We start from the raw sequence: 24,241 nt of genomic DNA, 5'->3' as shown, positions 1-24,241 counted from the left end.
GGAAACGCGTCCTCCCTACCTTCGGGATCAGTCAGTCGAAGTACGACCGAGCCCGGAGCACAATGGAGGCGTCATGACAGGTCCTGGCACAGCACCCGCACCCCCGAGCAAGGGCGGACGCTGGATCCGGCACTGGGACCCGGAGAACGAGACGTTCTGGAAGGAGACCGGGGAGAAGGTCGCCCGTCGGAACCTCTTCTTCTCCGTGCTGTCCGAGCACATCGGTTTCTCGATCTGGACCCTGTGGTCCGTGCTGGTGCTGTTCATGGGTCCGGAGTACGGACTGACCCCCGCCGACAAGTTCATGCTGACCTCGATGGTCACGCTGGTCGGTGCCGTCGTCCGCGTCCCCTACACCTTCGCCGTGGCGATCTTCGGCGGACGGAACTGGACGATCATCTCCGCCGGCCTCCTCCTCGTCCCGACCGTCGCCGCGTTCATGGTGATGGAGCCGGGCACCTCCTTCTCCACGTTCCTGCTCGTCGGCCTCCTCGCCGGCATCGGCGGCGGCAACTTCGCCTCCTCGATGACCAACATCAACGCCTTCTTCCCGCTGCGGAAGAAGGGCTGGGCTCTCGGCCTGAACGCGGGCGGCGGCAACATCGGCGTACCGGTGATCCAGCTGGCCGCTCTCGCGATCATCGGCGCCGGCGGCGGGCCGCGTGTGCTGCTCGGGCTCTACATCCCGCTGATCGTCGTCGCCGCCGTCATGGCCGCGCTGTTCATGGACAACCTGGAGAACGTCAAGAACGACACCGGTGCCGCCAAGGACGCCGCGCGGGACGCCCACACGTGGATCATGTCCTTCCTCTACATCGGCACGTTCGGGTCGTTCATCGGCTACAGCTTCGCCTTCGGGCAGGTCCTCCAGAACCAGTTCGGACGTACCCCGCTGGAGGCGGCGTACGTCACCTTCATCGGTCCGCTCCTCGGCTCGCTGATCCGGCCCCTGGGCGGCTGGCTGGCCGACAAGTACGGCGGCGCGAAGATCAGCCTGTGGAACTACGTCGGCATGGGCGTCGCCACGGCGGTCCTGATCGGCGCCTCCATGGAGAAGTCGCTGGCGCTGTTCACCGGGGCGTTCGTGGTGCTGTTCGTGCTCAGCGGGCTCGGCAACGGCTCGACGTTCAAGATGATCCCGGGCATCTTCCAGAACAAGGCCCTCGCCAAGGGGCTGCAGGGCGAGGCGGCCGCGGCCTACGGGCGCCGGCTCTCCGGTGCCTCCATGGGACTCATCGGCGCGGTGGGCGCGCTCGGCGGTGTCGGCATCAACCTCGCCTTCCGCCAGTCCTTCCTCTCCTACGGATCCGGCACCGGGGCGTTCGTCGCCTTCCTCGCCTTCTACGCGGTCTGCTTCGCGGTCACCTGGTCCGTATACCTTCGCCGTACGACCACCCGGGTACCCGCCACCACGGCGACCTCGGACGCGGAGCCGCAGCTCAGCTACGCCAAGGTCTGACGTAACACCAGCGACATCATGCCGATCCGAGCCTGTCACGAGCCGTTGACAGGCTCGATCGGCATGTAGGTACGCCGTACCCACGAAGTACGACGACTCGAGTGCGGGACGAGAGCCATGTACGAAGAACAGCGACCGGACCACGGGCCCCTGGCGGGTTTCACCGTGGGTGTGACGGCCGCGCGCCGGGCCGACGAGCTCGGGGTGCTGCTGCAGCGACGCGGTGCCGCCGTCCTGCACGCCCCTGCCCTGCGGATCGTGCCGCTCGCCGACGACAGCGAGCTGCTGGCCGCGACGAAGGACATCATCGAGCAGGTGCCGGACATCGTCGTGGCCACGACCGCGATCGGCTTCCGGGGCTGGGTCGAGGCCGCCGACGGCTGGGGGCTGGGGGAGGAGTTGCTGTCGCGGCTGGGCGGCGTACGGATCCTGGCGCGCGGGCCCAAGGTGAAGGGAGCGGTCCGGGCAGCCGGGCTGACGGAGGAGTGGTCGCCGTCGTCGGAGTCCATGGCGGAGGTCCTGGACCGCCTCCTGGAGGAGGGGGTCGAGGGGCTGCGGATCGCGATCCAGCTGCACGGTGAGCCGCTGCCCGGGTTCGTGGAGGCGCTGCGGGAGGGCGGGGCCGAGGTGGTCGGGGTGCCCGTCTACCGCTGGATGCCGCCGGAGGACATCACCCCGGTCGACCGTCTCCTGGACGCGACGGCCGCCCGCGCCCTGGACGCGGTCACCTTCACCAGTGCCCCGGCCGCGGCCTCCCTCCTCTCCCGGGCGAAGGACCGCGGACTGCTCGACGAGGTGCTGGCGGCTCTGAGCCACGACGTCCTGCCTGCCTGCGTGGGCCCGGTCACCGCCCTGCCCCTGCAGTCCCGCGGCATCGACACGATCCAGCCGGAACGCTTCCGGCTCGGCCCCCTGGTCCAGATCCTCTGCCAGGAACTGCCCGCGCGGGCCCGGTCGTTGCCCGTCGCCGGGCATCGCGTGGAGATCCGCGGCCACGCCGTCGTGGTCGACGGTGACCTCAAGCCCGTCCCGCCCGCCGGCATGGCCCTCCTGCGCGCCCTCTCCCGCCGCCCCGGCTGGGTCGTCGCCCGCGCGGACCTCCTGCGGGCCCTTCCCGGCTCGGGCCGTGACGAACACGCGGTGGAGACCGCAATGGCCCGCCTGCGCACGGCCCTCGGCACCCCGAAACTGATCCAGACGGTGGTCAAGCGGGGCTACCGCCTGGCCCTGGACCCGAGCGCGGAGACGAAGTACGCGGACGCGTGAGCCCGTCCGGGGGTTGAGCCGGAATCCGCCTCTGTCGGCCCGTCCCGATCGGGACTTATTGCAGTGGTCCGGCCTGGGTTCGCGGGGTGTCGGCGGGGCGGTGGGCCACCGGGAGAGCTCAGGTCAGCTCTCGGGGTGGTCTCCGGGATCCGCTCGGGCGCCGGGGCGGGCTCCGCCGCGGGTGTCGGCCGGGCGGGGTCCCGGCGCCGGGGGTCCGGGCTCGTGTCGCTCGCCGGTCGCTTGATGGGTGCCCGGCCGGGCGAGCGTGACCCTTGCGGTGTGGTGGGGCGCCGGTGCCGGGCCCGGCAGGAGCGGGACGGCCGGCTCCGGCGACGGCCCGGTCGCACGGCGCGGTCGGGACACCCGTCCCGTCGGCCTCTGCGCGGGGGGTTTCCGGAGTCGTGGCGGGCAGGCACTGTAGGAGGGAGCGGTCCACCGGCTCTCACCGGCGTCTCACCGAAGCCCTCGCGACCGGGGTGAACCCCTAGGCGGTGACAGGCACATGGCACTGAGTACGGCCACGCCGAACGAGCTGCGCTTCGACACCGGGCGGATCTGCCTGGATCTGCTGACCACCACGCACCCCGAGGAGCGGCTCGACTCCGTGGACGTGCTGTGCGCCTGGATCACCGGCTCCGGACTCGTCCCGGCGGACACCGCCCTGGCCCACGCCGACACCGGCTGGCTGCTCGCCTTCCGTGAACTGCGCGCCCAGATCGATCGGTTGGTGCGCTGCCGGCCCAGACCCGGAGTCGCGACGTACGACCTGGCCCTCGCCCGCGTGAACGACCTGGCCCGCACCGCGCCTCCGGCACCCCGCGCGGTCCGCGGCGAGGACGGCCGGCTGCTGCGACGGCTGGACGGCCCGCCCGGCTGCGCCGCCCTGCTCGCGGCCGTCGCCCGGGACGCCGTGGACCTGCTGACCGACCCCGTCGCCCGCGCGGCCCTGCGCCAGTGCGAAGGGGACAACTGCCCCATCGTGTACCTCGACACCTCCCGCGGACGCAGGAGGCGCTGGTGCTCCAGCGAGGTCTGCGGGAACCGCGAACGCGTCGCCCGGCATCGCCGCCGCGCGGCACTCGCCCGCGCGTGAAACGGAATTGAGTGGTCCGTGCACTCAATTCCCTTGTCCTAAATGCTACTTCTGCGACCGCGGCGGCAAAGTGATTTCGGTTACATGCCGTTTACCTACGCCACCGTAGGGAAGGCCTGGCTTGATCTTGCCGATGTGGCGGAAATGTAAAGAACGCGGGGTGGGAATGTGACCCCATGTCCCGCTCGTCACGTCATCCTGAAGAAAACTGTCGGGTCTCTTTGAACGCCCAACCGCTCGTTTCCGTACGGCATGTGGAGCGACCGACTGGGGGAACCCCCGGACACCGGAGGTGGGCGTGCGCAAGGATTCCGTCGTGGCCAATGAACGTGCACCGAGGGCCCGACATCGCATGTCCCAGCCCTCGGAACCCGATGAGGAGCTGATGCGTGCGCTCTATCGCGAACACGCCGGACCCCTGCTGGCATACGTCCTGCGCCTGGTCGCCGGAGACCGGCAGCGCGCCGAGGACGTCGTCCAGGAGACGCTCATCCGTGCCTGGAAGAACGCCGGTCAGCTCAACAGAGCGACCGGATCGGTACGCCCCTGGCTGGTGACGGTCGCCCGGCGCATCGTCATCGACGGCCACCGCAGCCGGCAGGCCCGGCCGCAGGAGGTCGACCCGTCGCCGCTGGAGGTCATCCCCGCGGAGGACGAGATCGACAAGGCGCTGTGGCTGATGACTCTCTCGGACGCACTCGACGACCTGACGCCCGCCCACCGGGAGGTGCTCGTCGAGACGTATTTCAAGGGGCGTACCGTCAACGAGGCGGCCGAGACCCTGGGCATACCCAGCGGCACCGTCCGCTCCAGGGTCTTCTACGCCCTGCGTTCGATGAAGCTCGCACTGGAGGAGCGGGGGGTGACGGCGTGATGAGTGTTTACGGGGGTAACCAAGGGTTCGGTACGGGAGGCATGGGTATGTCTGGCCCCATGCAGGAATCTCCGGTGCCGAACGAGCACGAGACCGTCGGCGCCTACGCCCTCGGCATCCTCGACGACGCCGAAGCAACCGCTTTCGAGGCCCACCTCGCCACCTGCGAATGGTGCGCCCAGCAGCTCGACGAACTGGCCGGCATGGAGCCGATGCTCGCCGCCCTCGCCGACCTCCCCGGCTCCGGCAGCACACCCGCGATCGGCGATTCGCTGTCCGCGAAGCCCCGGCCGCGCCTGGTGGAGAAGCTGGTCGACGAGGTCGCCGACCGCCGCGCCCAGAAGCGCCGCCGCAGCTTCTACATGGTGGCCGCGGCCGGCGCGCTGATCATCGGCGGCCCGTTCGTCGCGGTCGCGACCAACGGCGGCGACGGCGGCGGCGGTGCGGAGAACCGCCCGCTCGCGGCGAGCCCCGCCAAGGCCGCCTTCGACGGCATCTCCGACAAGATCACCGCCACCGACCCGAACACCAAGGTCTCCGCCACCGTCGCCGTCCAGAAGAAGGACTGGGGCACGGGCATGGTCCTGGAGCTGAAGAACGTCAAGGGTCCGCTCAAGTGCGCCCTCGTCGCGGTCGGCAAGAACGGCGAGCGCGAGACCCTGTCCTCCTGGTCCGTCCCGGAGTGGGGCTACGGCCTCCCGGACGCCAAGTCCGACAAGGCCAAGGAGCCCCTGTACGTCCAGGGCGGCGCCGCCTTCGAGCCGAACGAGATCGACCACTTCGAGGTCGTCACCTTCGACGGAAAGCGGCTGGTCGAGGTCGACGCGTAGGGCCGTTCGGCGGCCTGGCGGGTGCCTTTGGGGCAACAGGTCCCGCGCCTGCCCGCCGGCCCGTAGCTTCCGGGGGTCCCCTTCGCGTACGGTTGACGGCTGCCCAGCACGTCAGAAGGGGGCCCGGTGGCCGCTCAGGCTCACAGACAAGGCGCGGTCGGTTCGGTGCACGACTCGGTTCGTGACCGGGAGATCCACGTCGAACAGGAACACCTGGACCGGGTGTACCGGCGCCTCGAGGAGAAGATCCACGAGGCGGAGTTCCTCATGCAGGACGCGGCCCGGCGTGGCCAGGTCGGCACCCCCGGCGCACTCGCCGAGCGGGACGCGCAGGTCTTCCGCGCGGGCATCCACCTCAGCCGGCTGAACAACGAGTTCGAGGACTTCCTCTTCGGCCGTATCGACCTGCTGACCGGCAAGGACGGCAAGAAGGGCCCCGACGGGGCGTACACCGCGATCGAGCCGGCGGAGGGCGCCGTACGCCCCGACAGCACCGCCGACATCGCCGAGACCCTGCACATCGGCCGCATCGGCGTCCTCGACCGGGACTACGCGCCGCTGGTCATCGACTGGCGGGCCCCGGCCGCCGCCCCCTTCTACCGCTCCACCCCGGTCGACCCCGGCCGGGTCGTCCGCCGCCGCGTCATCCGCTCCAAGGGCCGCCGGGTCCTGGGCGTCGAGGACGACCTGATGCGCCCCGAGCTGACGGCGTACCTCGACGGCGACGAACTGCCCGTCATCGGCGACGGCGCCCTGATGGCCGCGCTCGGCCAGGCCCGCAGCCACACCATGCGCGACATCGTCGCCTCCATCCAGGCCGAGCAGGACCTGGTCATCCGCGCCCCCGCCGCCTCCGTGACGTACGTCGAGGGCGGCCCGGGCACCGGCAAGACCGCGGTCGCCCTGCACCGCGCCGCCTACCTCCTCTACCAGGACCGGCGCCGGTACGCGGGCGGCATCCTGATCGTCTCGCCGACCCCGCTGCTCGTCGCCTACACCGAGGGCGTGCTGCCCTCCCTCGGCGAGGAGGGCCAGGTCGCCATCCGCGCCATCGGCTCCCTGGTCGAGGGCGCCGAGGCCACGCTCTACGACTCCCCGTCCGTGGCCCGTGCCAAGGGCTCCTCCCGCATGCTCAAGGTGCTGCGCAAGGCCGCGCGCGGCGCCCTGGAGCTGAACGACCCGCCGGCCCGGCTGCGCGTGGTCGCCTTCGGCCGCCGCCTGGAGCTGGAGGCCCGGGAACTGGAGGACATCCGCCGCGCCGCCCTCGGCGGCACCGCCCCGGTGAACCTGCTGCGCCCCCGCGCCCGCAAGCTGCTCCTGGACGCCCTGTGGGAGCGGTCCGGCGCGGCCGGCCGGCACTCCGACCCCGAACTCGCGGCCGAGCTGCGCTCCTCCTTCGACGAGGACATCACCTCCGAGGACGCCTTCATCGCCTTCCTCGACGCCTGGTGGCCGGAGCTGACCCCGGCGGCCGTCCTGGACGCCATGGCCGACGAACGCCGCCTCGGCCGCTGGGCCCGGCGCATCCTCAACCCCGGCGAGGTCCGCAAGGTCGCCCGTTCCCTCAAGCGCGAGGGCCGCACCGTGCACGACATCGCCCTGCTCGACGAGCTCCAGGCCGTCCTCGGCGCCCCGGCCCGCCCCCGCCGTAAGCGCGAACTCGACCCGCTCGACCAGCTCACCGGCCTGGAGGAGCTGATGCCGGTGCGCGAGGAGTCGCAGCGCGAGCGCGCCGAACGCCTCGCGCTGGAACGCGTCGAGTACGCCCACGTCATCGTCGACGAGGCGCAGGACCTCACCCCGATGCAGTGGCGCATGGTCGGCCGCCGCGGCCGGCACGCCACCTGGACGGTCGTCGGCGACCCGGCGCAGTCCTCCTGGTCCGACCCGGACGAGGCCGCCGAGGCCCGTGACGAGGCCCTCGGCACCCGCCCCCGCCGCCGCTTCGAACTCACGGTGAACTACCGCAACCCGGCCGAGATCGCCGAGCTGGCCTCGAAGGTCCTCGCGCTGGCCATGCCGGGCTCCGTGTCGCCGAAGGCGGTCCGCTCCACCGGCGTCGAACCCCGCTTCACCGTCGTGGAGGACACCCTCGGCGCGACCGTTCGCGACGAGGCCGCCCGGCTGCTGGAGCGCGTCGACGGCACGGTCGGCGTGGTCGTCGCCATGCAGCGCCGCGAGGAGGCCCGCCGCTGGCTCGCCGGTCTCGGCGACCGGGTCGTGGCCCTCGGCAGCCTGGAGGCCAAGGGCCTGGAGTACGACGCGACGGTCGTGGTCTCCCCGGCGGAGATCGCCGACGAGTCCCCGGCCGGACTGCGCGTCCTCTACGTCGCGCTGACCCGCGCCACCCAGCAGCTCACGGTCGTCTCGGCCGACCGGGACGAGCCCGACGCGGCGGGGGTTCCGGATCTGCTCAGGGACTGAGGCCCGATACCCACTTGCCGGCGAAATGAACTACCGATACGGGAATGGCCTTACGGGATCTGTTTGTTAGCCTGGATGTGGCACCGGCTCGATCCAAGCCCCCGGGCCCAACCTTCGTCGCTACGAGCGACCACTTGCCGCGAGGCGAGCATGGCGGGTCGGTGCCACCTCTCTTCGAAGAGACCCACGTCCACGTGACGTGGGTCTCTTTTGCTGGCCCCTCTCCGGCCCTTTCCGCGCCCTTTCCGCGAACAAAAAGTTCGCAATCGAGGGCGGCTACCTGCTACTCAGCGGTAGGTGCGACGATCGGACGGCACAATTTCAGCGTCAGGTGAAAGCAGAGGAAGTCGGCCATGGCAACGGCGCCCAGCGTCTCCTACTCGATGACGGTCCGGCTGGAGGTGCCCGCGAGCGGAACCGCCGTCTCGCAGCTCACCACCGCCGTGGAGTCCTCCGGAGGCTCGGTGACCGGCCTCGACGTCACCGCGTCCGGTCACGAGAAGCTCCGCATCGACGTCACCATCGCGGCGACGTCGACCGCGCACGCGGACGAGATCGTGGAGGAACTCCGCGGCATCGAGGGCGTCACGCTGGGCAAGGTCTCGGACCGGACCTTCCTCATGCACCTCGGCGGCAAGATCGAGATGGCGTCCAAGCACCCCATCCGCAACCGTGACGACCTGTCCATGGTCTACACCCCGGGCGTGGCCCGGGTGTGCATGGCGATCGCCGAGAACCCCGAGGACGCCCGCCGCCTCACCATCAAGCGCAACTCCGTTGCGGTCGTGACGGACGGCTCCGCCGTGCTGGGCCTGGGCAACATCGGCCCCAAGGCCGCACTGCCCGTCATGGAGGGCAAGGCCGCCCTGTTCAAGCGGTTCGCCGGCATCGACGCCTGGCCGATCTGCCTCGACACCCAGGACACCGACGCGATCGTCGAGATCGTCAAGGCGATCGCCCCGGGCTTCGCGGGCATCAACCTCGAGGACATCTCCGCCCCGCGCTGCTTCGAGATCGAGGCCCGGCTGCGCGAGGCCCTCGACATCCCCGTCTTCCACGACGACCAGCACGGCACCGCGATCGTCGTCCTCGCCGCCCTGACGAACGCACTGCGCGTCACCGGCAAGGCCATGGAGAACATCCGCGTCGTCATGTCCGGCGCCGGCGCCGCCGGTACGGCCATCCTGAAGCTGCTGCTCGCCGCGGGCGTCAAGAACGCCGTCGTCGCCGACATCCACGGTGTCGTGCACGCGGGCCGTGAGGACCTGGTGGACGCCGCCCCCGACTCGGCGCTGCGCTGGATCGCCGACAACACCAACCCCGAGGGCCTCACCGGCACCCTCAAGGAGGCCGTGCGCGGCGCCGACGTCTTCATCGGTGTCTCGGCCCCGAACGTCCTCGACGGCGACGACGTGGCCGCCATGGCCGAGGGCGCCATCGTGTTCGCGCTTGCGAACCCGGACCCCGAGGTCGACCCGGCAATCGCCCGCCAGACCGCGGCCGTTGTCGCCACCGGCCGCTCGGACTTCCCGAACCAGATCAACAACGTGCTGGTCTTCCCGGGTGTCTTCCGCGGCCTGCTGGACGCGCAGTCCCGTACGGTCAACACCGAGATGATGCTGGCCGCCGCGACCGCCCTCGCGGACGTGGTGACCGAGGACGAGCTGAACCCGAACTACATCATCCCGAGCGTCTTCAACGACAAGGTCGCGGGCGCGGTCGCCGGCGCCGTGCGGGAGGCCGCCAAGGCGGCCGGCGCGACGGTGGGCGGCTCGTCCGGCGTCTGAGGCCGAGGCCGAACCGGGCCCCACGGGGCCCGGCCCCCCGCACTGTGAGTAACCCCACGGCAGCCTGGAACCCGGCGCGTCGCAAGAACCCTGTCAGCAGCGGAGCTATCGTGGCGCCAGGCTCAGGCCCTCTTTTCGTGTGACTCCCCAAGGGTGTTCTCACGACTCCAGCGGGTGCCGGATTGGCTTTCCCGCCGCAGGTAGGGGCAGGATGCGTCCCTGGGCGCGAGGGTCTGACGACGGACCCGGGTCCGGGGACTCATCGAGGACCCTGGCAGCATCGGCTTCGATCTGACGCCTCAACGGCAAGATGAACACGGGAGTAAGAACATGAACCGCAGTGAGCTGGTGGCCGCGCTGGCCGACCGCGCCGAGGTGACTCGCAAGGACGCCGACGCCGTGCTGGCCGCGTTCGCCGACGTCGTCGGCGACATCGTCTCCAAGGGCGACGAGAAGGTCACCATCCCCGGCTTCCTGACCTTCGAGCGCACCCACCGTGCCGCTCGTACCGCCCGCAACCCGCAGACCGGCGAGCCCATCCAGATCCCCGCCGGTTACAGCGTGAAGGTCTCCGCGGGCTCGAAGCTCAAGGAAGCGGCCAAGGGTAAGTAAGCGGCCCGTTGCGTGCGCCGTGGGCAACTGCGGGCCGCCTGTGGCCGGTCGCGCAGTTCCCCGCGCCCCTTCGGGGCGCGCCAAGCAGAGCCGCATGAAACGCCGAGGGGCGGCCACCTGGATCCAGGTGGCCGCCCCTCGGCGTGTGCGGTGCGGGACTACCCGAGCGCCTTGCCCGGCAGCTCCACCTTCGCGCCGAGCTCCACCAGTTTCTCCATGAAGTTCTCGTAGCCGCGGTTGATGAGGCCGATGCCGTGGACGCGGGACGTGCCCTGGGCCGCCAGAGCCGCGATCAGGTACGAGAAGCCGCCGCGGAGGTCGGGGATGACCAGGTCCGCGCCCTGCAGCTTGGTCGGACCCGAGACGACGGCCGAGTGCAGGAAGTTGCGCTGGCCGAAGCGGCAGTTCGAGCCGCCCAGGCACTCGCGGTAGAGCTGGATGTGCGCGCCCATCTGGTTCAGGGCGGACGTGAAGCCGAGGCGGGACTCGTAGACCGTCTCGTGGATGATCGACAGGCCCGTGGCCTGCGTGAGCGCCACCACCAGCGGCTGCTGCCAGTCGGTCTGGAAGCCCGGGTGGACGTCCGTCTCCAGCGCGATGGACTTCAGCTGGCCGCCGGGGTGCCAGAAGCGGATGCCCTCGTCGTCGATCTCGAAGGCACCGCCCACCTTCCGGTAGGTGTTCAGGAACGTCATCATCGAGCGCTGCTGCGCGCCGCGGACGTAGATGTCGCCCTCGGTCGCCAGCGCCGCCGACGCCCAGGACGCGGCCTCCAGGCGGTCCGGGAGGGCGCGGTGGTTGTAGCCGCCGAGCTGGTCCACACCCGTGATGCGGATCGTCCGGTCGGTGTCCATCGCGATGATCGCGCCCATCTTCTGCAGCACGCAGATGAGGTCCTCGATCTCCGGCTCGACGGCCGCGTTGGACAGCTCCGTGACGCCCTCCGCGAGGACGGCCGTCAGCAGTACCTGCTCGGTCGCGCCGACGGACGGGTACGGCAGGGCGATCTTCGTGCCGCGCAGTCGCCGGGGCGCCTCCAGGTACTGGCCGTCCGCCCGCTTCTCGATCTTCGCGCCGAACTGCCGCAGCACCTCGAAGTGGAAGTCGATGGGCCGGCCGCCGATGTCGCAGCCGCCGAGACCGGGGATGAACGCGTGGCCGAGGCGGTGCAGCAGAGGACCGCAGAACAGGATCGGGATCCGGCTCGAACCGGCGTGGGCATCGATGTCAGCGACGTTCGCGCTCTCCACGCGCGTCGGATCCATCACCAGTTCGCCGGGCTCGTCACCCGGACGGACCGTCACACCGTGCAGCTGCAGCAGACCCCGCACGACCCGGACGTCGCGGATGTCAGGAACGTTGCGCAGCCGGCTCGGAGCGCTGCCCAGCAGCGCTGCGACCATGGCCTTCGGTACGAGGTTCTTCGCACCGCGGACACGGATCTCGCCCTCCAGCGGGGTTCCGCCGTGGACAAGCAGGACATCGTCGTTGACGGTCATGAATCTCGCGTTCCATGGAGTCGGGCAGGGGCCAGAAGGGAAAGGGTAATCGCCCACCACCCCCCTTCTGTAAGCCTGAGGGAGACCCAGCCACGTCACTGCTCTGTCACAACACGAACCGTTCCCTGCCGGGCACATGGGGTCACGGCCGGTTTTCGTGCGCGTGGGACGCCTCGGTGCGCCCTGAGCTGCGGCCCCCTCCCCGTGCCGCATTGCCTCCCCACGCGCGGGGAGAATGCGGGATCATGTCTGCCATGACCGAGGTGTCCTCGCTCACAGGGCGGTTGCTCGTGGCCACCCCCGCCCTGGCGGACCCGAACTTCGACCGTGCGGTGGTGCTGCTCCTCGACCACGACGAGGAGGGCTCGCTCGGCGTCGTCCTCAACCGCCCCACCCCGGTGGACGTGGGGGACATCCTGGAGGGCTGGGGGGATCTCGCCGTGGAACCGGGTGTCGTGTTCCAGGGCGGCCCGGTGTCGCTGGACTCCGCCCTCGGGGTCGCGGTCGTCCCCGGCGGCGCCTCCGGCGAGGCCGCCCCGCTGGGCTGGCGCCGGGTGCACGGTGCGATCGGCCTGGTCGATCTGGAGACCCCGCCGGAGCTGCTGGCCTCCGCACTCGGCTCCCTGCGCATCTTCGCCGGCTACGCCGGCTGGGGCCCTGGCCAGCTGGAGGACGAGCTGGCGGACGGCGCCTGGTACGTGGTCGAGTCGGAGCCCGGTGACGTCTCGTCCCCGTCGCCCGAGCGGCTCTGGCGCGAGGTGCTGCGCCGCCAGCGCAGCGAGGTGGCGATGGTGGCGACGTACCCGGACGACCCTTCGCTCAACTGATGCGTGTGAGCTTCAGTACCCTTGGCCCTATGAGCACTCTCGAGCCCGAGCGCGGGACTGGTACGGGGACCCTCGTTGAGCCGACGCCGCAGACCTCGCACGGTGACGGTGACCACGAGCGCTTCGCCCATTACGTCCAGAAGGACAAGATCATGGCGAGCGCCCTCGACGGCACCCCCGTCGTGGCGCTGTGCGGCAAGGTCTGGGTACCGGGCCGCGACCCGAAGAAGTACCCCGTGTGTCCCATGTGCAAGGAGATCTACGAGTCCATGAGCTCCGGGGACGACGACAAGGGCGACAAGTAGGCCTGACTCGCGGGGCGTGAGGCCCCCAGGGTGCGTTTTGCGCGCCCTGGGGGCTTTTGTGCTGTCCGGGCGTTGCACGGGGTGCGTCTGCCGGTCACAGAGTGGTTGAGACCTCTTGTGGGCGTGTTCATGCAGTCCCTAGCCTCCGAGTGTTGTGCACAGCGAAACCTTCATTGCGCATGTTGCAACACTTCCTCGGAGGAGCACTCCATGAAGCTGTCCGTCCGTTTTGCCGGGCTCACCGCGCTCGCCGCTCTCCTGGCCACCGCCTGCGCGCCCCAGACCTCCTCGAACTCCTCCTCCGACAAGGACGAGAAGACCGGCACGCTGCGCGTGTGGCTCTTCCAGGAGGTCGGCAACGCCCCCAAGCAGAAGGTCGTCGACTCCGTCGTCGCCGACTTCGAGAAGGCCCACAAGGGCACGAAGGTCGACGTCGAGTACATCCCCATCGACACCCGCGCCCAGCGGGTCAAGGCCGCCTTCAACGACCCCGCCTCCGCGCCCGACGTGATGGAGTACGGCAACACCGACACGGCCGGCTATGTGAAGGACGGCGGACTCCTCGACGTCACGAAGGAGTTCGGCGACTGGGGCGAGGCGAAGGACACCGACCCGACGGCGAAGCAGTCGGTGACGGTGGACGGCAAGCTCTACGGCGCCCCCTTCTACGTCGGTGTCCGCGCCCTGTACTACCGCACGGACGTCTTCAAGGAGCTCGGCCTGTCCGTCCCGAGAACGATGGACGAACTCGCCTCCACCGCCCGCGCGATACGCGCCGCCAAGCCCGAGCTGTACGGGCTGGTGGTCGGCGGCGCCTACACCTACGGCGCGATGCCGTTCGTGTGGGCCAACGGCGGTGAGCTCGCCAACGGCAAGAGCGGCTCGTACGCGTCCGGCATCGACAGCCCTCAGGCCCGCAAGGGCATCAAGGCGTACACGTCGCTCTTCGGTGACGACAACTGCCCGGCCGCCAAGTGCGCGGGCATGGGCGGCAACGACACGATCTCCGCGTTCGCCGCGGGCAAGGCGGGCATGGCGATCGGCGGCGACTTCAGCCACACCGCCGTCGAGGCCGGCAAGGTCAAGGGCAAGTACGCCGTCGTCCCGCTGCCGGGTGTGAAGTCCGGCTCGATCGCCCCGGCCTTCGCGGGCGGCAACAACATCGGAGTCCTGAAGAGCACGTCCCATCGCACGCTCGCCGTGCAGCTGATGGAGCAGCTCGCCTCGAAGAAGACGCAGAGCGAACTCTTCGACGCGATGGGCTTCCTGCCGACCTTCACCGACGTCCGCCAGCAGGTCGCGCGGCAGGAGCCGTTCGTGAAGCCCTTCGTGCGGACCCTGTCCGCCGGCACCAAGTTCGTCCCCGCCTCGCCCGCCTGGGCCCAGATCGACTCCTCCCTCGTCCTGCCGACGATGTTCCAGGAGGTCATCAGCGGCAAGAAGGACGTCACGAAGGCCTCCGAGGACGCCGCGAAGAAGATGAACTCCGCGTTCGGCTCCGCGGGGTGAGCCGGGTGAACGACCGCGGTTCCGTGAAGACCCCCGCGGCCGCCGCGGCACCGACCGTGCCGTCCCCCCGGCCCCCGCGCGAGGCCGCTGACGATCGGGGCGGCCGCGCGGCGCGCCGGGCCGCCCGTGGTACCGGCGGCTGGACCCCCTGGCTGTATCTCGCGCCCGCGCTCCTCGTGCTCGGCGGACTGCTCGGCTACCCGATCTGGCAGCTCGGGCTGATCTCGTTCTTCCAGTACACGCAGGCACAGGTCAGCGGTGGGGAGCCGGCCACCTTCGAGGGGTTCGGGAACTACGCCGCACTGTTCGGGGATCCGCAGTTCTGGCAGGTGCTGCTCGCCACCGTGCTGTTCGCGGCGGCCTGTGTCGTCGCCACGCTCGCCGTCGGCTGCGCCCTGGCCGTGCTCCTCACACGTGTCCGGGCCGTACCGCGGCTCGCGCTGATGCTGGCCGCCCTGGGCGCGTGGGCGACCCCGGCCGTGACCGGCTCCACGGTGTGGCTGTTCCTCTTCGACCCCGACTTCGGCCCGGTCAACCGGATGCTGGGCCTCGGCGACCACTCGTGGACCTACGGCCGCCTCAGTGCCTTCTTCCTGGTACTGCTCGAAGTGGTGTGGTGCTCCTTCCCGTTCGTGATGGTGACCGTCTACGCGGGGATCCGCGCCGTACCCACCGAAGTGCTGGAGGCCGCCTCCCTGGACGGGGCCTCGCAGTGGCGCATCTGGCGCTCCGTGCTCGCCCCGATGCTCCGGCCGATCCTGGTCGTCGTCACCATCCAGTCGGTCATCTGGGACTTCAAGGTCTTCACCCAGATCTACGTCATGACGAACGGCGGCGGCATCGCCGGCCAGAACCTGGTCCTGAACGTCTACGCCTACCAGCAGGCCTTCGCGTCCTCGCAGTACGGCCTCGGCTCGGCGATCGGCGTCGTGATGCTGCTGATCCTGCTCGCCGTCACGCTGGTGTACCTGCGGCTGCTGCGCCGCCAGGGGGAGGAACTGTGAACCCGCCGCGCGCCCGTGTGCGCCGCCCGGGCAGGCCGGCCGCGGAGGCCTCCGCCCTGCTGATCGCGGTCGTCGTCGCCTTTCCCCTCTACTGGATGGTGCTCAGCGCCTTCAAACCGGCCGGGGAGATCGAGTCGAGCCACCCCCGGCCGTGGACGCTCGCGCCCTCCCTGGATTCCTTCCGGCGGGTCTTCGGGCAGCAGGAATTCGGCCGTTACTTCCTCAACAGCCTTGTCGTGGCGGGCTCGGTCGTGATCGCCTCCGCGCTGATCGCGTTTCTCGCCGCGACCGCCGTCACACGATTCCGCTTCCGCCTCCGGACCACCCTTCTGATCATGTTTCTGGTGGCCCAGACGGTGCCCGTGGAAGCCCTGACCATCCCGCTCTTCTTCCTCATGCGGGACGCCGGTCAGCTGAACACGCTGGGCTCGCTGGTCCTGCCCCACATCGCCTTCTCGCTGCCCTTCGCGATCTGGATGCTGCGGGGGTTCGTGAAAGCCGTTCCGGAGGCGCTGGAGGAGGCCGCGTACATCGACGGGGCGAGCAGGGCGCGATTCCTCTGGCAGATCCTTTTCCCGCTCGTCCTGCCGGGTCTCGTGGCCACCAGCGTGTTTTCGTTCATCTCCGCCTGGAACGACTTCCTGTTCGCCAAGTCGTTCATCATCAGCGACACCTCGCAGTCGACGCTGCCGATGGCCCTGCTCGTCTTCTACAAGCCGGACGACCCGGACTGGGGCGGAGTCATGGCCGCCTCCACGGTCATGACGATCCCGGTCCTGGTCTTCTTCGTACTCGTACAGCGGCGCCTGGTCTCCGGACTGGGCGGAGCGGTGAAGGACTGACGTGACCGAACTGATTCCCGCGCCCCGCAGTGCCGTCGCCGGTTCCGGCGAGGTGCGGCTGACACGGCACTCCCGGCTCTGCGCCGACCCCGCGACGGAAGGCGTCGGCCACTGGCTGAGCGCCGCACTTCGGCAGGCCACGGGCCTGCCGCTGCGCGAGGGGCGGGAACGCGACGACGCCGGCGGCGACGGCATCGGACTGCGACTCGACCCCCGGCTCGGCCCCGAGGAGTACCGCCTCGTCAGCGGCCCCGACGGCGTCCTCGTCGAGGGCGGCGACGCGGCCGGTGTCTTCTGGGGCGCCCAGACCCTGCGGCAGCTCCTCGGCCCGGACGCGTACCGCAGGGCCCCGCTCGATCGTGACCGCGTCTGGAGCGTGCCGCACCTCAGGATCGAGGACGCCCCCCGATTCCGCTGGCGCGGCCTGATGCTGGACGTCGCACGGCACTTCACGCCCAAGGAAGGCGTGTTGCGTCACCTCGATCTGATGGCGGCGCACAAACTCAACGTCTTCCACTTCCATCTGACGGACGACCAGGGCTGGCGCATCGAGATCGAGCGGCATCCGCGGCTGACCGAGATCGGCTCCTGGCGCGCCCGTACGAAAACCGGCCACCGCGCCTCGCCGTTGTGGGAGGACAAGCCGCACGGCGGCTACTACACCCAGGACGACATCCGGGAGATCGTCGCCTACGCCGCCGAACGGCATATCACCGTCGTCCCCGAAATCGACGTACCCGGCCACTCGCAGGCCGCCATCGCCGCATACCCGGAACTCGGCAACACCGACGTCATCGACACGACCGCCCTCTCCGTCTGGGACACCTGGGGAATCAACCCGAACGTACTCGCCCCCACTGACAACACCCTGCGCTTCTACGAGGGCGTCTTCGAGGAAGTGCTCCGGTTGTTCCCCTCGGAGTTCGTGCACATCGGCGGCGACGAATGCCCCAAGGACCAGTGGCGGCGGTCACAGACGGCCCAGGCGCGTATCAGGGAACTCGGGCTCGCGGACGAGGACCAGCTCCAGTCCTGGTTCATCGGGCACTTCGACACCTGGCTCGCCGTGCGCGGACGGCGGCTGATCGGCTGGGACGAGATCCTGGAGGGCGGTCTGGCGAAGGGCGCGGCCGTGTCGTCCTGGCGTGGTTACGCCGGAGGCATCGCCGCCGCCCGGGCCGGCCACGACGTCGTCATGTGTCCCGAGCAGCAGGTGTACCTGGACCACCGTCAGGACCCGGGCCCCGAGGAGCCGGTACCGATCGGGTGGGTGCGCACCCTGGAGGACGTCTACCGGTTCGAGCCCGTTCCACCGGAGTTGACGTCCGAGGAGGCCCGGCACGTGCTGGGCACGCAGGCCAACCTGTGGACCGAGGTGATGGAGGACCACGCACGCGTGGACTACCAGGCCTTCCCCCGCCTCGCGGCCTTCGCCGAAGTCGCCTGGAGCGTCCTGCCCGCCCCGGCGGAACGGGATTTCGCCGAGTTCCAGCGCCGTATGACCACCCACTACCGGCGCCTCGACGCCCTGGGCGTCGCCTACCGGCCCCCGGCGGGCCCGCTGCCCTGGCAGCGGCGCCCCGGGGTACTGGGCCGCCCGATCGACGGCCCGCCGCCCAGCCGGTAGCGCCGGCCGCCGCGACCGAACAGCTCGAACAGGCCACGGAAAAAGCGCACAAGGGTCATCGAAAGTGCCAATCGCCATGCAATGGCGAACCCGTACGAAAACGGACCATCTCGTCGGTGAGGTGGGCGAATGCCTCCTAGCGGACCCGTGTCTTCGGCTCTCGCCAAGATGTGCCAGAGTTGCCACGTCCGCCCTGTCAGCACGTACCGTACGGCAGCACAGGTGGGACCAGGTGGGGCAGCGGGAAGGGGCAGCCGGTTTGACCACGCACGCACCGCAGGCGGCGCAGGCCGTCACGCTGCCCACGACGCTGGACGAGGCCGTCGCGGCGCTCACCGCCGTGCCCGCCGCCGTGCCCGTCGCGGGCGGCACCGACTTGATGGCCTCCGTCAACTCCGGGCAGCTCAGGCCCGCCGCCCTGGTGGGGCTCGGCCGGATCAGCGAGATCCGCGGCTGGCAGTACCTGGACGGTCACGCGCTGCTCGGCGCGGGCCTCACGCACGCGCGCATGGGCCGCCCCGACTTCGCGGCGCTGATCCCGGCGCTCGCCGCCGCCGCGCGCGCCGCCGGCCCGCCGCACATCCGCAACGCGGGCACCCTCGGCGGCAACATCGCCTCGGCCGCGCCCACCGGCGACGCGCTGCCGGTGCTGGCCGCCCTGGAGGCGACCCTGATCATCGCGGGGCCGGGCGGAGCCCGCCGGGAGATCCCCGTCTCGCACCTGCTGGCCGGGATGGACATGCTGCGCGCCGGCGAACTCATCGGGTTCGTGCGCGTGCCGCTGCTGCACGCCCCGCAGGTCTTCCTGAAGGCGACCGGCCGGACCGGCCCGGGGCGCGCGGTCGCCTCCGTGGCCCTGGTCCTGGACCCCGCGCGCCGGGGCGTGCGCTGCGCGGTGGGAGCCATAGCGCCGATGGCGCTGCGGCCCCTGGAGGCCGAGCAGTGGGTGGCCGGCCTCATCGACTGGGACAACAACCGCGCGCTCGTCCCGGAGGCGCTGAACGCCTTCGGGGAGTACGTCGCCGCGGCCTGCATCCCCGACGCGGCGCCGGCCGAGGACGGCTCGGTCGCACCGCTTCCGCCCGCCGTACTGCACCTGCGGCGCACCGTCGCCGCGCTGGCCCGACGAGCACTGGGGAGGGCGCTGTCGTGACCGACGACCGGCACGGAGAGGGCACGCCCCGGGGCGGGAGCCGCTGGGACCCGCTGCCCCAGGGCGAGTACGACGACGGCGCCACCGCCTTCGTCGAACTGCCCGAGGGGGGCGTCGACGCCCTGCTGGCCGCCGACAGCCCGCTGGCCGCGCCCGGCCACGGCTACGTACCGCCGCAGATAACGGTCAACCCCGCGACGACGGCCGGCACCGATCCGGCGGCCACGGGCGCGTGGCCGGTCCCCGGCGCGCCGGTCGACGGGGCGCAGTGGCACGACCCGAACGCCGCGCACCAGCAGCACGGTCACGGGCACGGCGCGCACCCGGAGCAGGGTCACGACGAGCCGGAGCAGCCCTACGGCGGCTCCGAAGCGCCGTACGCCCCGGGGACCCCCTACGGCTCCGACGCGACGGCGCCGCAGTACGGCGGGGACGACCGGTTCACGTACAGGCCCCCGGTGACCGGCCAGTGGAACTTCGAGGAGGCCGCGGCGGCGGCCGAGGCCGCGCCCGGTCATGACGTGACCGGACAGTGGTCCATCCCCGTCGCCGGGGGCGACCTTCCGGACGAATCGGGTGAATTCACCACGTCCTCGCTCGTCGAGCAGTGGGGCGGCACCCCGCCGGCCACGCTGCCCGGCGGCGCGCCCGCGCCCTGGGCGACGCAGGCCGCGGGCCGGCCGTGGGGGCAGCAGGACCCGCAGGACCCGGCGGGGCAGGAGGCGGCCCACCCGGGCCACCCCCACGAGCGGGAGCACGACCAGGGCCACGCGCCAGAGCAGCGGCCCGACGCCGGACCGGCCTCCGGATACGCACCGGAGCAGCAGGCGGGCCCGGACGAGTCGGAGCCCCGGCACCCACAGGACGGGCACGCGCCGCACGTCCATGAGGACACCGGCCCCGCGCACCCCGGGGAGTTCGGCCACGCGCCGGAGACGCCCGGCGCCCCTCGCGCGCCTCAGCCGTCGGACTACGCACCGGTGGGGCCCGGGGAGTCCGGCCACCCGACGGACCGGTCCCGGTTCGCCGAGCAGGGTCCGGAGTCGGCCGAGTACGCCGGTCACGGGACCGAGCGGCCCGAGTACGCCGAGCAGGGGCGGGAGCAGCCCGAGTACGCCGGTCACGGGACCGAGCAGCCCGAATACGCCGAGCAGGGTCCGGAGCGGCCTGAGTACGCCGAGCGGGGTCCGGAGCGGCCCGAGTACGCCGAGCGGGGTCCGGAGCGGCCCGAGTACGCCGGTCACGGGACCGAGCAGCCCGAATACGCCGACCAGGGGCCGGAGTCCGCCGGCCTCCCCGGGCACCGGCCCGAGTCGTCCCGCTCCACCGGTCACCCGATGCCCGCCGCTCTCCCGCCCGAGCCCCCGTACGCCGAGGCACCCGGCGACTTCCCGGGCGAACCCCTGCCCGAGGCGCGCCCGGAAGCCGCCTCGCTCCCGCAGGACGCCTACGAAGCCTCACAGGCCGCTCCCGGAGCCGGTGAGCACGCCGAGGACGCGCCGGACGCTCCAGGGGCCCCGGAGGCCGCCGACAGCCCCTCCGAGCCCGCTGCAGGGCCCCTGCAGGCCCCGACGGAGGCGGACACCGACGCCGACCCAGGCCAGGAGACCGCCGACGGCGGGCCCCAGGACGATCCGGCCCCGGACGAGGACCCGGCGACCCACCCGGCCGACGCCCCGGACGCCCCGGCCGGCACCGCCCCCCAGGAGGAACACCCCCTCGCCTCCTACGTCCTGCGCGTCAACGGCACCGAACGCCCCGTCGCCGACGCGTGGATCGGCGAGTCCCTGCTGTACGTGCTGCGTGAGCGGCTCGGACTCGCGGGCGCCAAGGACGGCTGCTCACAGGGCGAGTGCGGCGCGTGCAACGTCCAGGTGGACGGGCGGCTCGTGGCGTCCTGCCTGGTCCCCGCCGTGACCGCCGCCGGCAGCGAGGTCCGTACCGTCGAGGGCCTGGCCGAGGACGGCCGGCCGTCGGACGTGCAGCGGGCGCTCGCGCGCTGCGGCGCCGTGCAGTGCGGCTTCTGCATCCCCGGCATGGCGATGACCGTGCACGACCTGCTGGAGGGCAACCCGGCGCCCACCGAGCTGGAGACCCGCCAGGCGCTGTGCGGCAACCTGTGCCGCTGCTCGGGCTACCGCGGCGTGGTGGACGCCGTCAAGGAAGTCGTCGCCGAACGCGAGGCCCACTCCGCGCCGGGCGACGGCGACACCGAAGAGGCCCGCATCCCGCGCCAGGCGGGCCCCGGCGCCGGTGGCGTGAACGCGTCGGCCTTCGGGGCGCCCCCGGAACCGCACGCCCCCGGACCGCACTCCCCAGAAGCGCACGACCAGCCCTACGGCCAGGACGGAGGCCCCGCGTGAGCAACGAAGCAGCCACCGCACAGGCCGCACAGGCCGCGGAGGCCGCCCCGGCCCCGGAACCGCTCCCGCACGGCATCGGCGCCTCGCTCCCGCCCGCCGACGCCCGCGCCAAGACGGAGGGGACCTTCCCCTACGCCGCCGACCTGTGGGCCGAGGGCCTGCTGTGGGCGGCCGTGCTGCGCTCACCGCACCCGCACGCGCGCATCGTGTCCATCGACACCACCCACGCGCGTGAGATGCCCGGCGTCCGCGCCGTCGTCACCCACGAGGACATCCCCGGCAGCCCGTTCCACGGTCGCGGCACGGCCGACCGCCCGGTCTTCGCCTCCGAGGTCGTACGCCACCACGGCGAGCCCATCGCCGCCGTCGCCGCCGACCACCCGGACACCGCGCGCATGGCGGCGGCCGCCGTCATCGTCGAGTACGAGGTGCTCGACCCGGTGACCGACCCCGAACAGGCCTTCGAGGCCGAGCCGCTGCACCCCGACGGCAACCTGATCCGGCACATCCCGCTGCGCCACGGCGACCCGGAGGCGGCCGGCGAGATCGTCGTCGAGGGCCTGTACCGCATCGGCCGCCAGGACCCCGCGCCCATCGGCGCCGAGGCGGGCCTGGCCGTGCCGCGCCCGGACGGCGGGGTGGAGCTGTACCTCGCCTCCACCGACCCGCACGCCGACCGCGACGCGGCCGCCGCCGCCTTCGGCCTGGAGCCCGAGCGCGTCAAGGTCGTCGTCACCGGCGTCCCCGGCGCCACCGCCGACCGCGAGGACCAGGGCTTCCAGCTTCCGCTCGGCCTGCTGGCGCTGCGCACCGGCTGCCCGGTGAAACTCACCGCCACGCGCGAGGAGTCCTTCCTCGGCCACGTCCACCGGCACCCCACCCTGCTGCGCTACCGCCACCACGCCGACGCCGAGGGCAGACTCGTCAAGGTCGAGGCGCAGATCCTGCTCGACGCGGGCGCCTACGCCGACACCTCCTCCGAGGCCCTGGCCGCCGCCGTCGCGTTCGCCTGCGGCCCGTACGTCGTCCCGAACGCCTTCATCGAAGGCTGGGCCGTACGCACCAACAACCCCCCGTCCGGCCACGTACGCGGCGAGGGCGCCATGCAGGTCTGCGCCGCCTACGAGGCGCAGATGGACAAGATCGCCAAGAAGCTCGGCCTCGACCCGGCGGAAGTGCGGCTGCGCAACGCGCTGGCGACCGGCGACGTGCTGCCGACCGGCCAGACCGTGACCTGCCCGGCCCCGGTCGCCGAACTCCTCCAGGCCGTACGGGACTTCCCGCTGCCGCCCCTGCCCAAGGACACGCCCGAGGACGAGTGGCTGCTGCCCGGCGGACCCGAGGGCGCGGGGGAGCCGGGCGCGGTGCGCCGGGGCGTGGGCTACGGCGTGGGCATGGTGCACATGCTCGGCGCGGAGGGCGCGGACGAGGTCTCCACGGCCACGGTGAAGGTCCACGACGGGGTCGCGACGGTGCTGTGCGCGGCCGTCGAGACCGGGCAGGGCTTCACGACGCTGGCCCGGCAGATCGTCCAGGAGACACTCGGCATCGACGAGGTGCACGTGGCGCCGGTCGACACCGACCAGCCCCCGGCGGGCGCGGGCTGCCGCGGCCGCCACACCTGGGTCTCGGGCGGGGCTGTGGAGCGCGCGGCGAAGATGGTCCGCACGCAGCTCCTCCAGCCGCTGGCCCACAAGTTCGGCATGTCGACGGAACTGCTCCAGATCACCGACGGGAAGATCACGTCGTACGACGGGGTCCTCTCCACGACCGTCACCGAGGCGCTGGACGGCAAGGAGTTGTGGGCCACCGCCCAGTGCCGACCGCACCCGACCGAGCCGCTGAACGAGACCGGCCAGGGCGACGCCTTCGTGGGCATGGCCTTCTGCGCGATCCGCGCGGTGGTGGACGTCGACATCGAGATCGGCTCCGTGCGGGTCGTGGAACTGGCCGTCGCCCAGGACGTGGGCCGCGTCCTGAACCCGGCCCAGCTCGCCGCCCGGATCGAGGCGGGCGTGACCCAGGGCGTGGGCATCGCGCTCACCGAGAACCTCCGCACGCCGCGCGGCATCGTCCGCCACCCCGACCTGACCGGTTACGCCCTCCCGACCGCCCTCGACGCGCCCGACATCCGCATCGTCCGGCTGGTGGAGGAACGGGACGTGGTCGCCCCCTTCGGGGCCAAGGCGGTCAGCGCGGTGCCGGTGGTGACGTCCCCGGCGGCCGTCGCGTCGGCCGTCCGCGCCGCGACGGGCCGGCCCGTGAACCGCCTCCCCATCCGTCCCCAGGCAGCCGTGGTCACGGAACGGGCCTGAGGCCGCGGCCGCCCGCGGCGGCCCCGCGTACCGGACTCCGCGGACCGGACTCCGCGGACCGGACTCCGCGTACCGGACTCCGCGTACCGGACTCCGCGGACCGGACCCCGCGCACCGGACCCTCGCGCGCCGGATCCCGCGCGCCGGGGCACCGGATCCCGCGCACCGGGGCACCGGACCCCGCGCACTGGACCCTCGCGCACCGGGGCACCGGACCCTCGCGCGCCGGATCCCGCGCACCGGACTCCGCTCCACCCGCGTGCAACTGACGCGACGCCAGAAATGAAAGCGATTTCGGCGGAAAGGGAACGCGCGAGGGTGCTCTGAGCGTCTTGTGAGGTGACGCGGCGTGGTCGTCGGGCGCGCGTCGCTGTTCCGGGGCGTTGTCAGTGGTGGGGCGTACTGTTCTGGGCAGTGGGGAACGGCTGCCGGGCTGGTCCGGGCGGCCTGCC

18 protein-coding genes are annotated in these 24,241 nt (G+C 71.8%); 17 read left to right on the top strand and 1 reads right to left on the bottom strand.

Features of this window, described 5'->3' with window-relative positions:
* Window positions 1–73 precede the first annotated feature (73 nt).
* From ACZ7EG_RS04785 to ACZ7EG_RS04750, 8 genes are all read left to right on the top strand, one after another.
* Window positions 74–1,459, top strand: a complete 1,386-nt coding sequence (locus ACZ7EG_RS04785; protein ID WP_471072237.1) for a nitrate/nitrite transporter — start codon at window positions 74–76, stop codon at window positions 1,457–1,459.
* A 117-nt stretch (window positions 1,460–1,576) separates the two neighbouring features.
* Window positions 1,577–2,725, top strand: a complete 1,149-nt coding sequence (locus tag ACZ7EG_RS04780; protein WP_471072234.1) for a uroporphyrinogen-III synthase — start codon at window positions 1,577–1,579, stop codon at window positions 2,723–2,725.
* Window positions 2,726–3,227: 502 nt separating this feature from the next.
* The gene (locus ACZ7EG_RS04775) at window positions 3,228–3,818 is read left to right on the top strand and encodes a CGNR zinc finger domain-containing protein (RefSeq protein ID WP_471072231.1); all 591 of its coding nucleotides are present in this window, start codon (window positions 3,228–3,230) and stop codon (window positions 3,816–3,818) included.
* A gap of 352 nt (window positions 3,819–4,170) precedes the next feature.
* On the top strand, window positions 4,171–4,692 hold the full coding sequence (locus tag ACZ7EG_RS04770) for a sigma-70 family RNA polymerase sigma factor (RefSeq protein ID WP_010039908.1): 522 nt from the start codon (window positions 4,171–4,173) through the stop codon (window positions 4,690–4,692).
* A complete protein-coding gene (locus ACZ7EG_RS04765; protein ID WP_471072228.1) occupies window positions 4,692–5,522 on the top strand; it encodes an anti-sigma factor family protein in 831 nt (276 codons plus the stop codon). Before ACZ7EG_RS04770 ends, ACZ7EG_RS04765 begins: the two co-directional genes overlap by 1 nt.
* A 126-nt stretch (window positions 5,523–5,648) precedes the next feature.
* Complete coding sequence (locus ACZ7EG_RS04760) at window positions 5,649–7,946, top strand: HelD family protein (RefSeq protein ID WP_471072225.1); 2,298 nt, start codon at window positions 5,649–5,651, stop codon at window positions 7,944–7,946.
* Window positions 7,947–8,299: 353 nt separating this feature from the next.
* Window positions 8,300–9,733 (top strand): NAD-dependent malic enzyme, encoded by a 1,434-nt coding sequence (locus ACZ7EG_RS04755; RefSeq protein WP_471072222.1) that lies wholly within the window; start codon window positions 8,300–8,302, stop codon window positions 9,731–9,733.
* A 330-nt stretch (window positions 9,734–10,063) separates the two neighbouring features.
* The gene (locus ACZ7EG_RS04750) at window positions 10,064–10,345 is read left to right on the top strand and encodes an HU family DNA-binding protein (protein WP_003990598.1); all 282 of its coding nucleotides are present in this window, start codon (window positions 10,064–10,066) and stop codon (window positions 10,343–10,345) included.
* A gap of 158 nt (window positions 10,346–10,503) precedes the next feature.
* Here the strand turns inward: ACZ7EG_RS04750 and murA are convergent, their stop codons facing one another.
* Window positions 10,504–11,844, bottom strand: coding sequence for a UDP-N-acetylglucosamine 1-carboxyvinyltransferase (gene murA / locus ACZ7EG_RS04745; protein WP_362233679.1), 1,341 nt, complete (start codon window positions 11,842–11,844; stop codon window positions 10,504–10,506).
* A 254-nt stretch (window positions 11,845–12,098) separates the two neighbouring features.
* Here murA and ACZ7EG_RS04740 point away from each other — a divergent pair, with 254 nt between their 5' ends.
* The 9 genes from ACZ7EG_RS04740 to ACZ7EG_RS04700 all read left to right on the top strand — a co-directional run bounded on the left by ACZ7EG_RS04740 (window position 12,099) and on the right by ACZ7EG_RS04700 (window position 23,789).
* Window positions 12,099–12,671 carry a YqgE/AlgH family protein gene (locus ACZ7EG_RS04740; RefSeq protein WP_471072493.1) on the top strand — a complete coding sequence of 191 codons (573 nt, stop codon included), beginning with the start codon at window positions 12,099–12,101 and terminating at the stop codon, window positions 12,669–12,671.
* Window positions 12,672–12,700: 29 nt separating this feature from the next.
* A complete protein-coding gene (locus ACZ7EG_RS04735; protein ID WP_033308193.1) occupies window positions 12,701–12,976 on the top strand; it encodes a DUF3039 domain-containing protein in 276 nt (91 codons plus the stop codon).
* 210 nt (window positions 12,977–13,186) lie between these two features.
* Window positions 13,187–14,485 carry an extracellular solute-binding protein gene (locus ACZ7EG_RS04730; RefSeq protein WP_471072217.1) on the top strand — a complete coding sequence of 433 codons (1,299 nt, stop codon included), beginning with the start codon at window positions 13,187–13,189 and terminating at the stop codon, window positions 14,483–14,485.
* Between the two features lie 5 nt (window positions 14,486–14,490).
* Window positions 14,491–15,489 (top strand): carbohydrate ABC transporter permease, encoded by a 999-nt coding sequence (locus tag ACZ7EG_RS04725; RefSeq protein ID WP_471072214.1) that lies wholly within the window; start codon window positions 14,491–14,493, stop codon window positions 15,487–15,489.
* Window positions 15,486–16,331, top strand: a complete 846-nt coding sequence (locus ACZ7EG_RS04720; RefSeq protein WP_471072211.1) for a carbohydrate ABC transporter permease — start codon at window positions 15,486–15,488, stop codon at window positions 16,329–16,331. The genes ACZ7EG_RS04725 and ACZ7EG_RS04720 overlap by 4 nt, the downstream gene beginning before the upstream one ends.
* Window position 16,332: 1 nt before the next feature.
* Window positions 16,333–17,958, top strand: a complete 1,626-nt coding sequence (locus ACZ7EG_RS04715) for a beta-N-acetylhexosaminidase (protein WP_471072208.1) — start codon at window positions 16,333–16,335, stop codon at window positions 17,956–17,958.
* Between the two features lie 259 nt (window positions 17,959–18,217).
* On the top strand, window positions 18,218–19,111 hold the full coding sequence (locus ACZ7EG_RS04710) for an FAD binding domain-containing protein (protein WP_471072205.1): 894 nt from the start codon (window positions 18,218–18,220) through the stop codon (window positions 19,109–19,111).
* Window positions 19,108–21,474 carry a 2Fe-2S iron-sulfur cluster-binding protein gene (locus ACZ7EG_RS04705; RefSeq protein WP_471072202.1) on the top strand — a complete coding sequence of 789 codons (2,367 nt, stop codon included), beginning with the start codon at window positions 19,108–19,110 and terminating at the stop codon, window positions 21,472–21,474. The genes ACZ7EG_RS04710 and ACZ7EG_RS04705 overlap by 4 nt, the downstream gene beginning before the upstream one ends.
* Window positions 21,471–23,789 carry a xanthine dehydrogenase family protein molybdopterin-binding subunit gene (locus ACZ7EG_RS04700; RefSeq protein WP_471072199.1) on the top strand — a complete coding sequence of 773 codons (2,319 nt, stop codon included), beginning with the start codon at window positions 21,471–21,473 and terminating at the stop codon, window positions 23,787–23,789. Before ACZ7EG_RS04705 ends, ACZ7EG_RS04700 begins: the two co-directional genes overlap by 4 nt.
* The last annotated feature ends 452 nt before the right edge of the window (window positions 23,790–24,241 follow it).

The organism is Streptomyces sp. NPDC037100 (genome assembly GCF_055606225.1).
The sequence above is the reverse complement of the archived record's forward strand: the minus strand, read 5'-3'. Positions and strand labels throughout refer to the sequence as shown.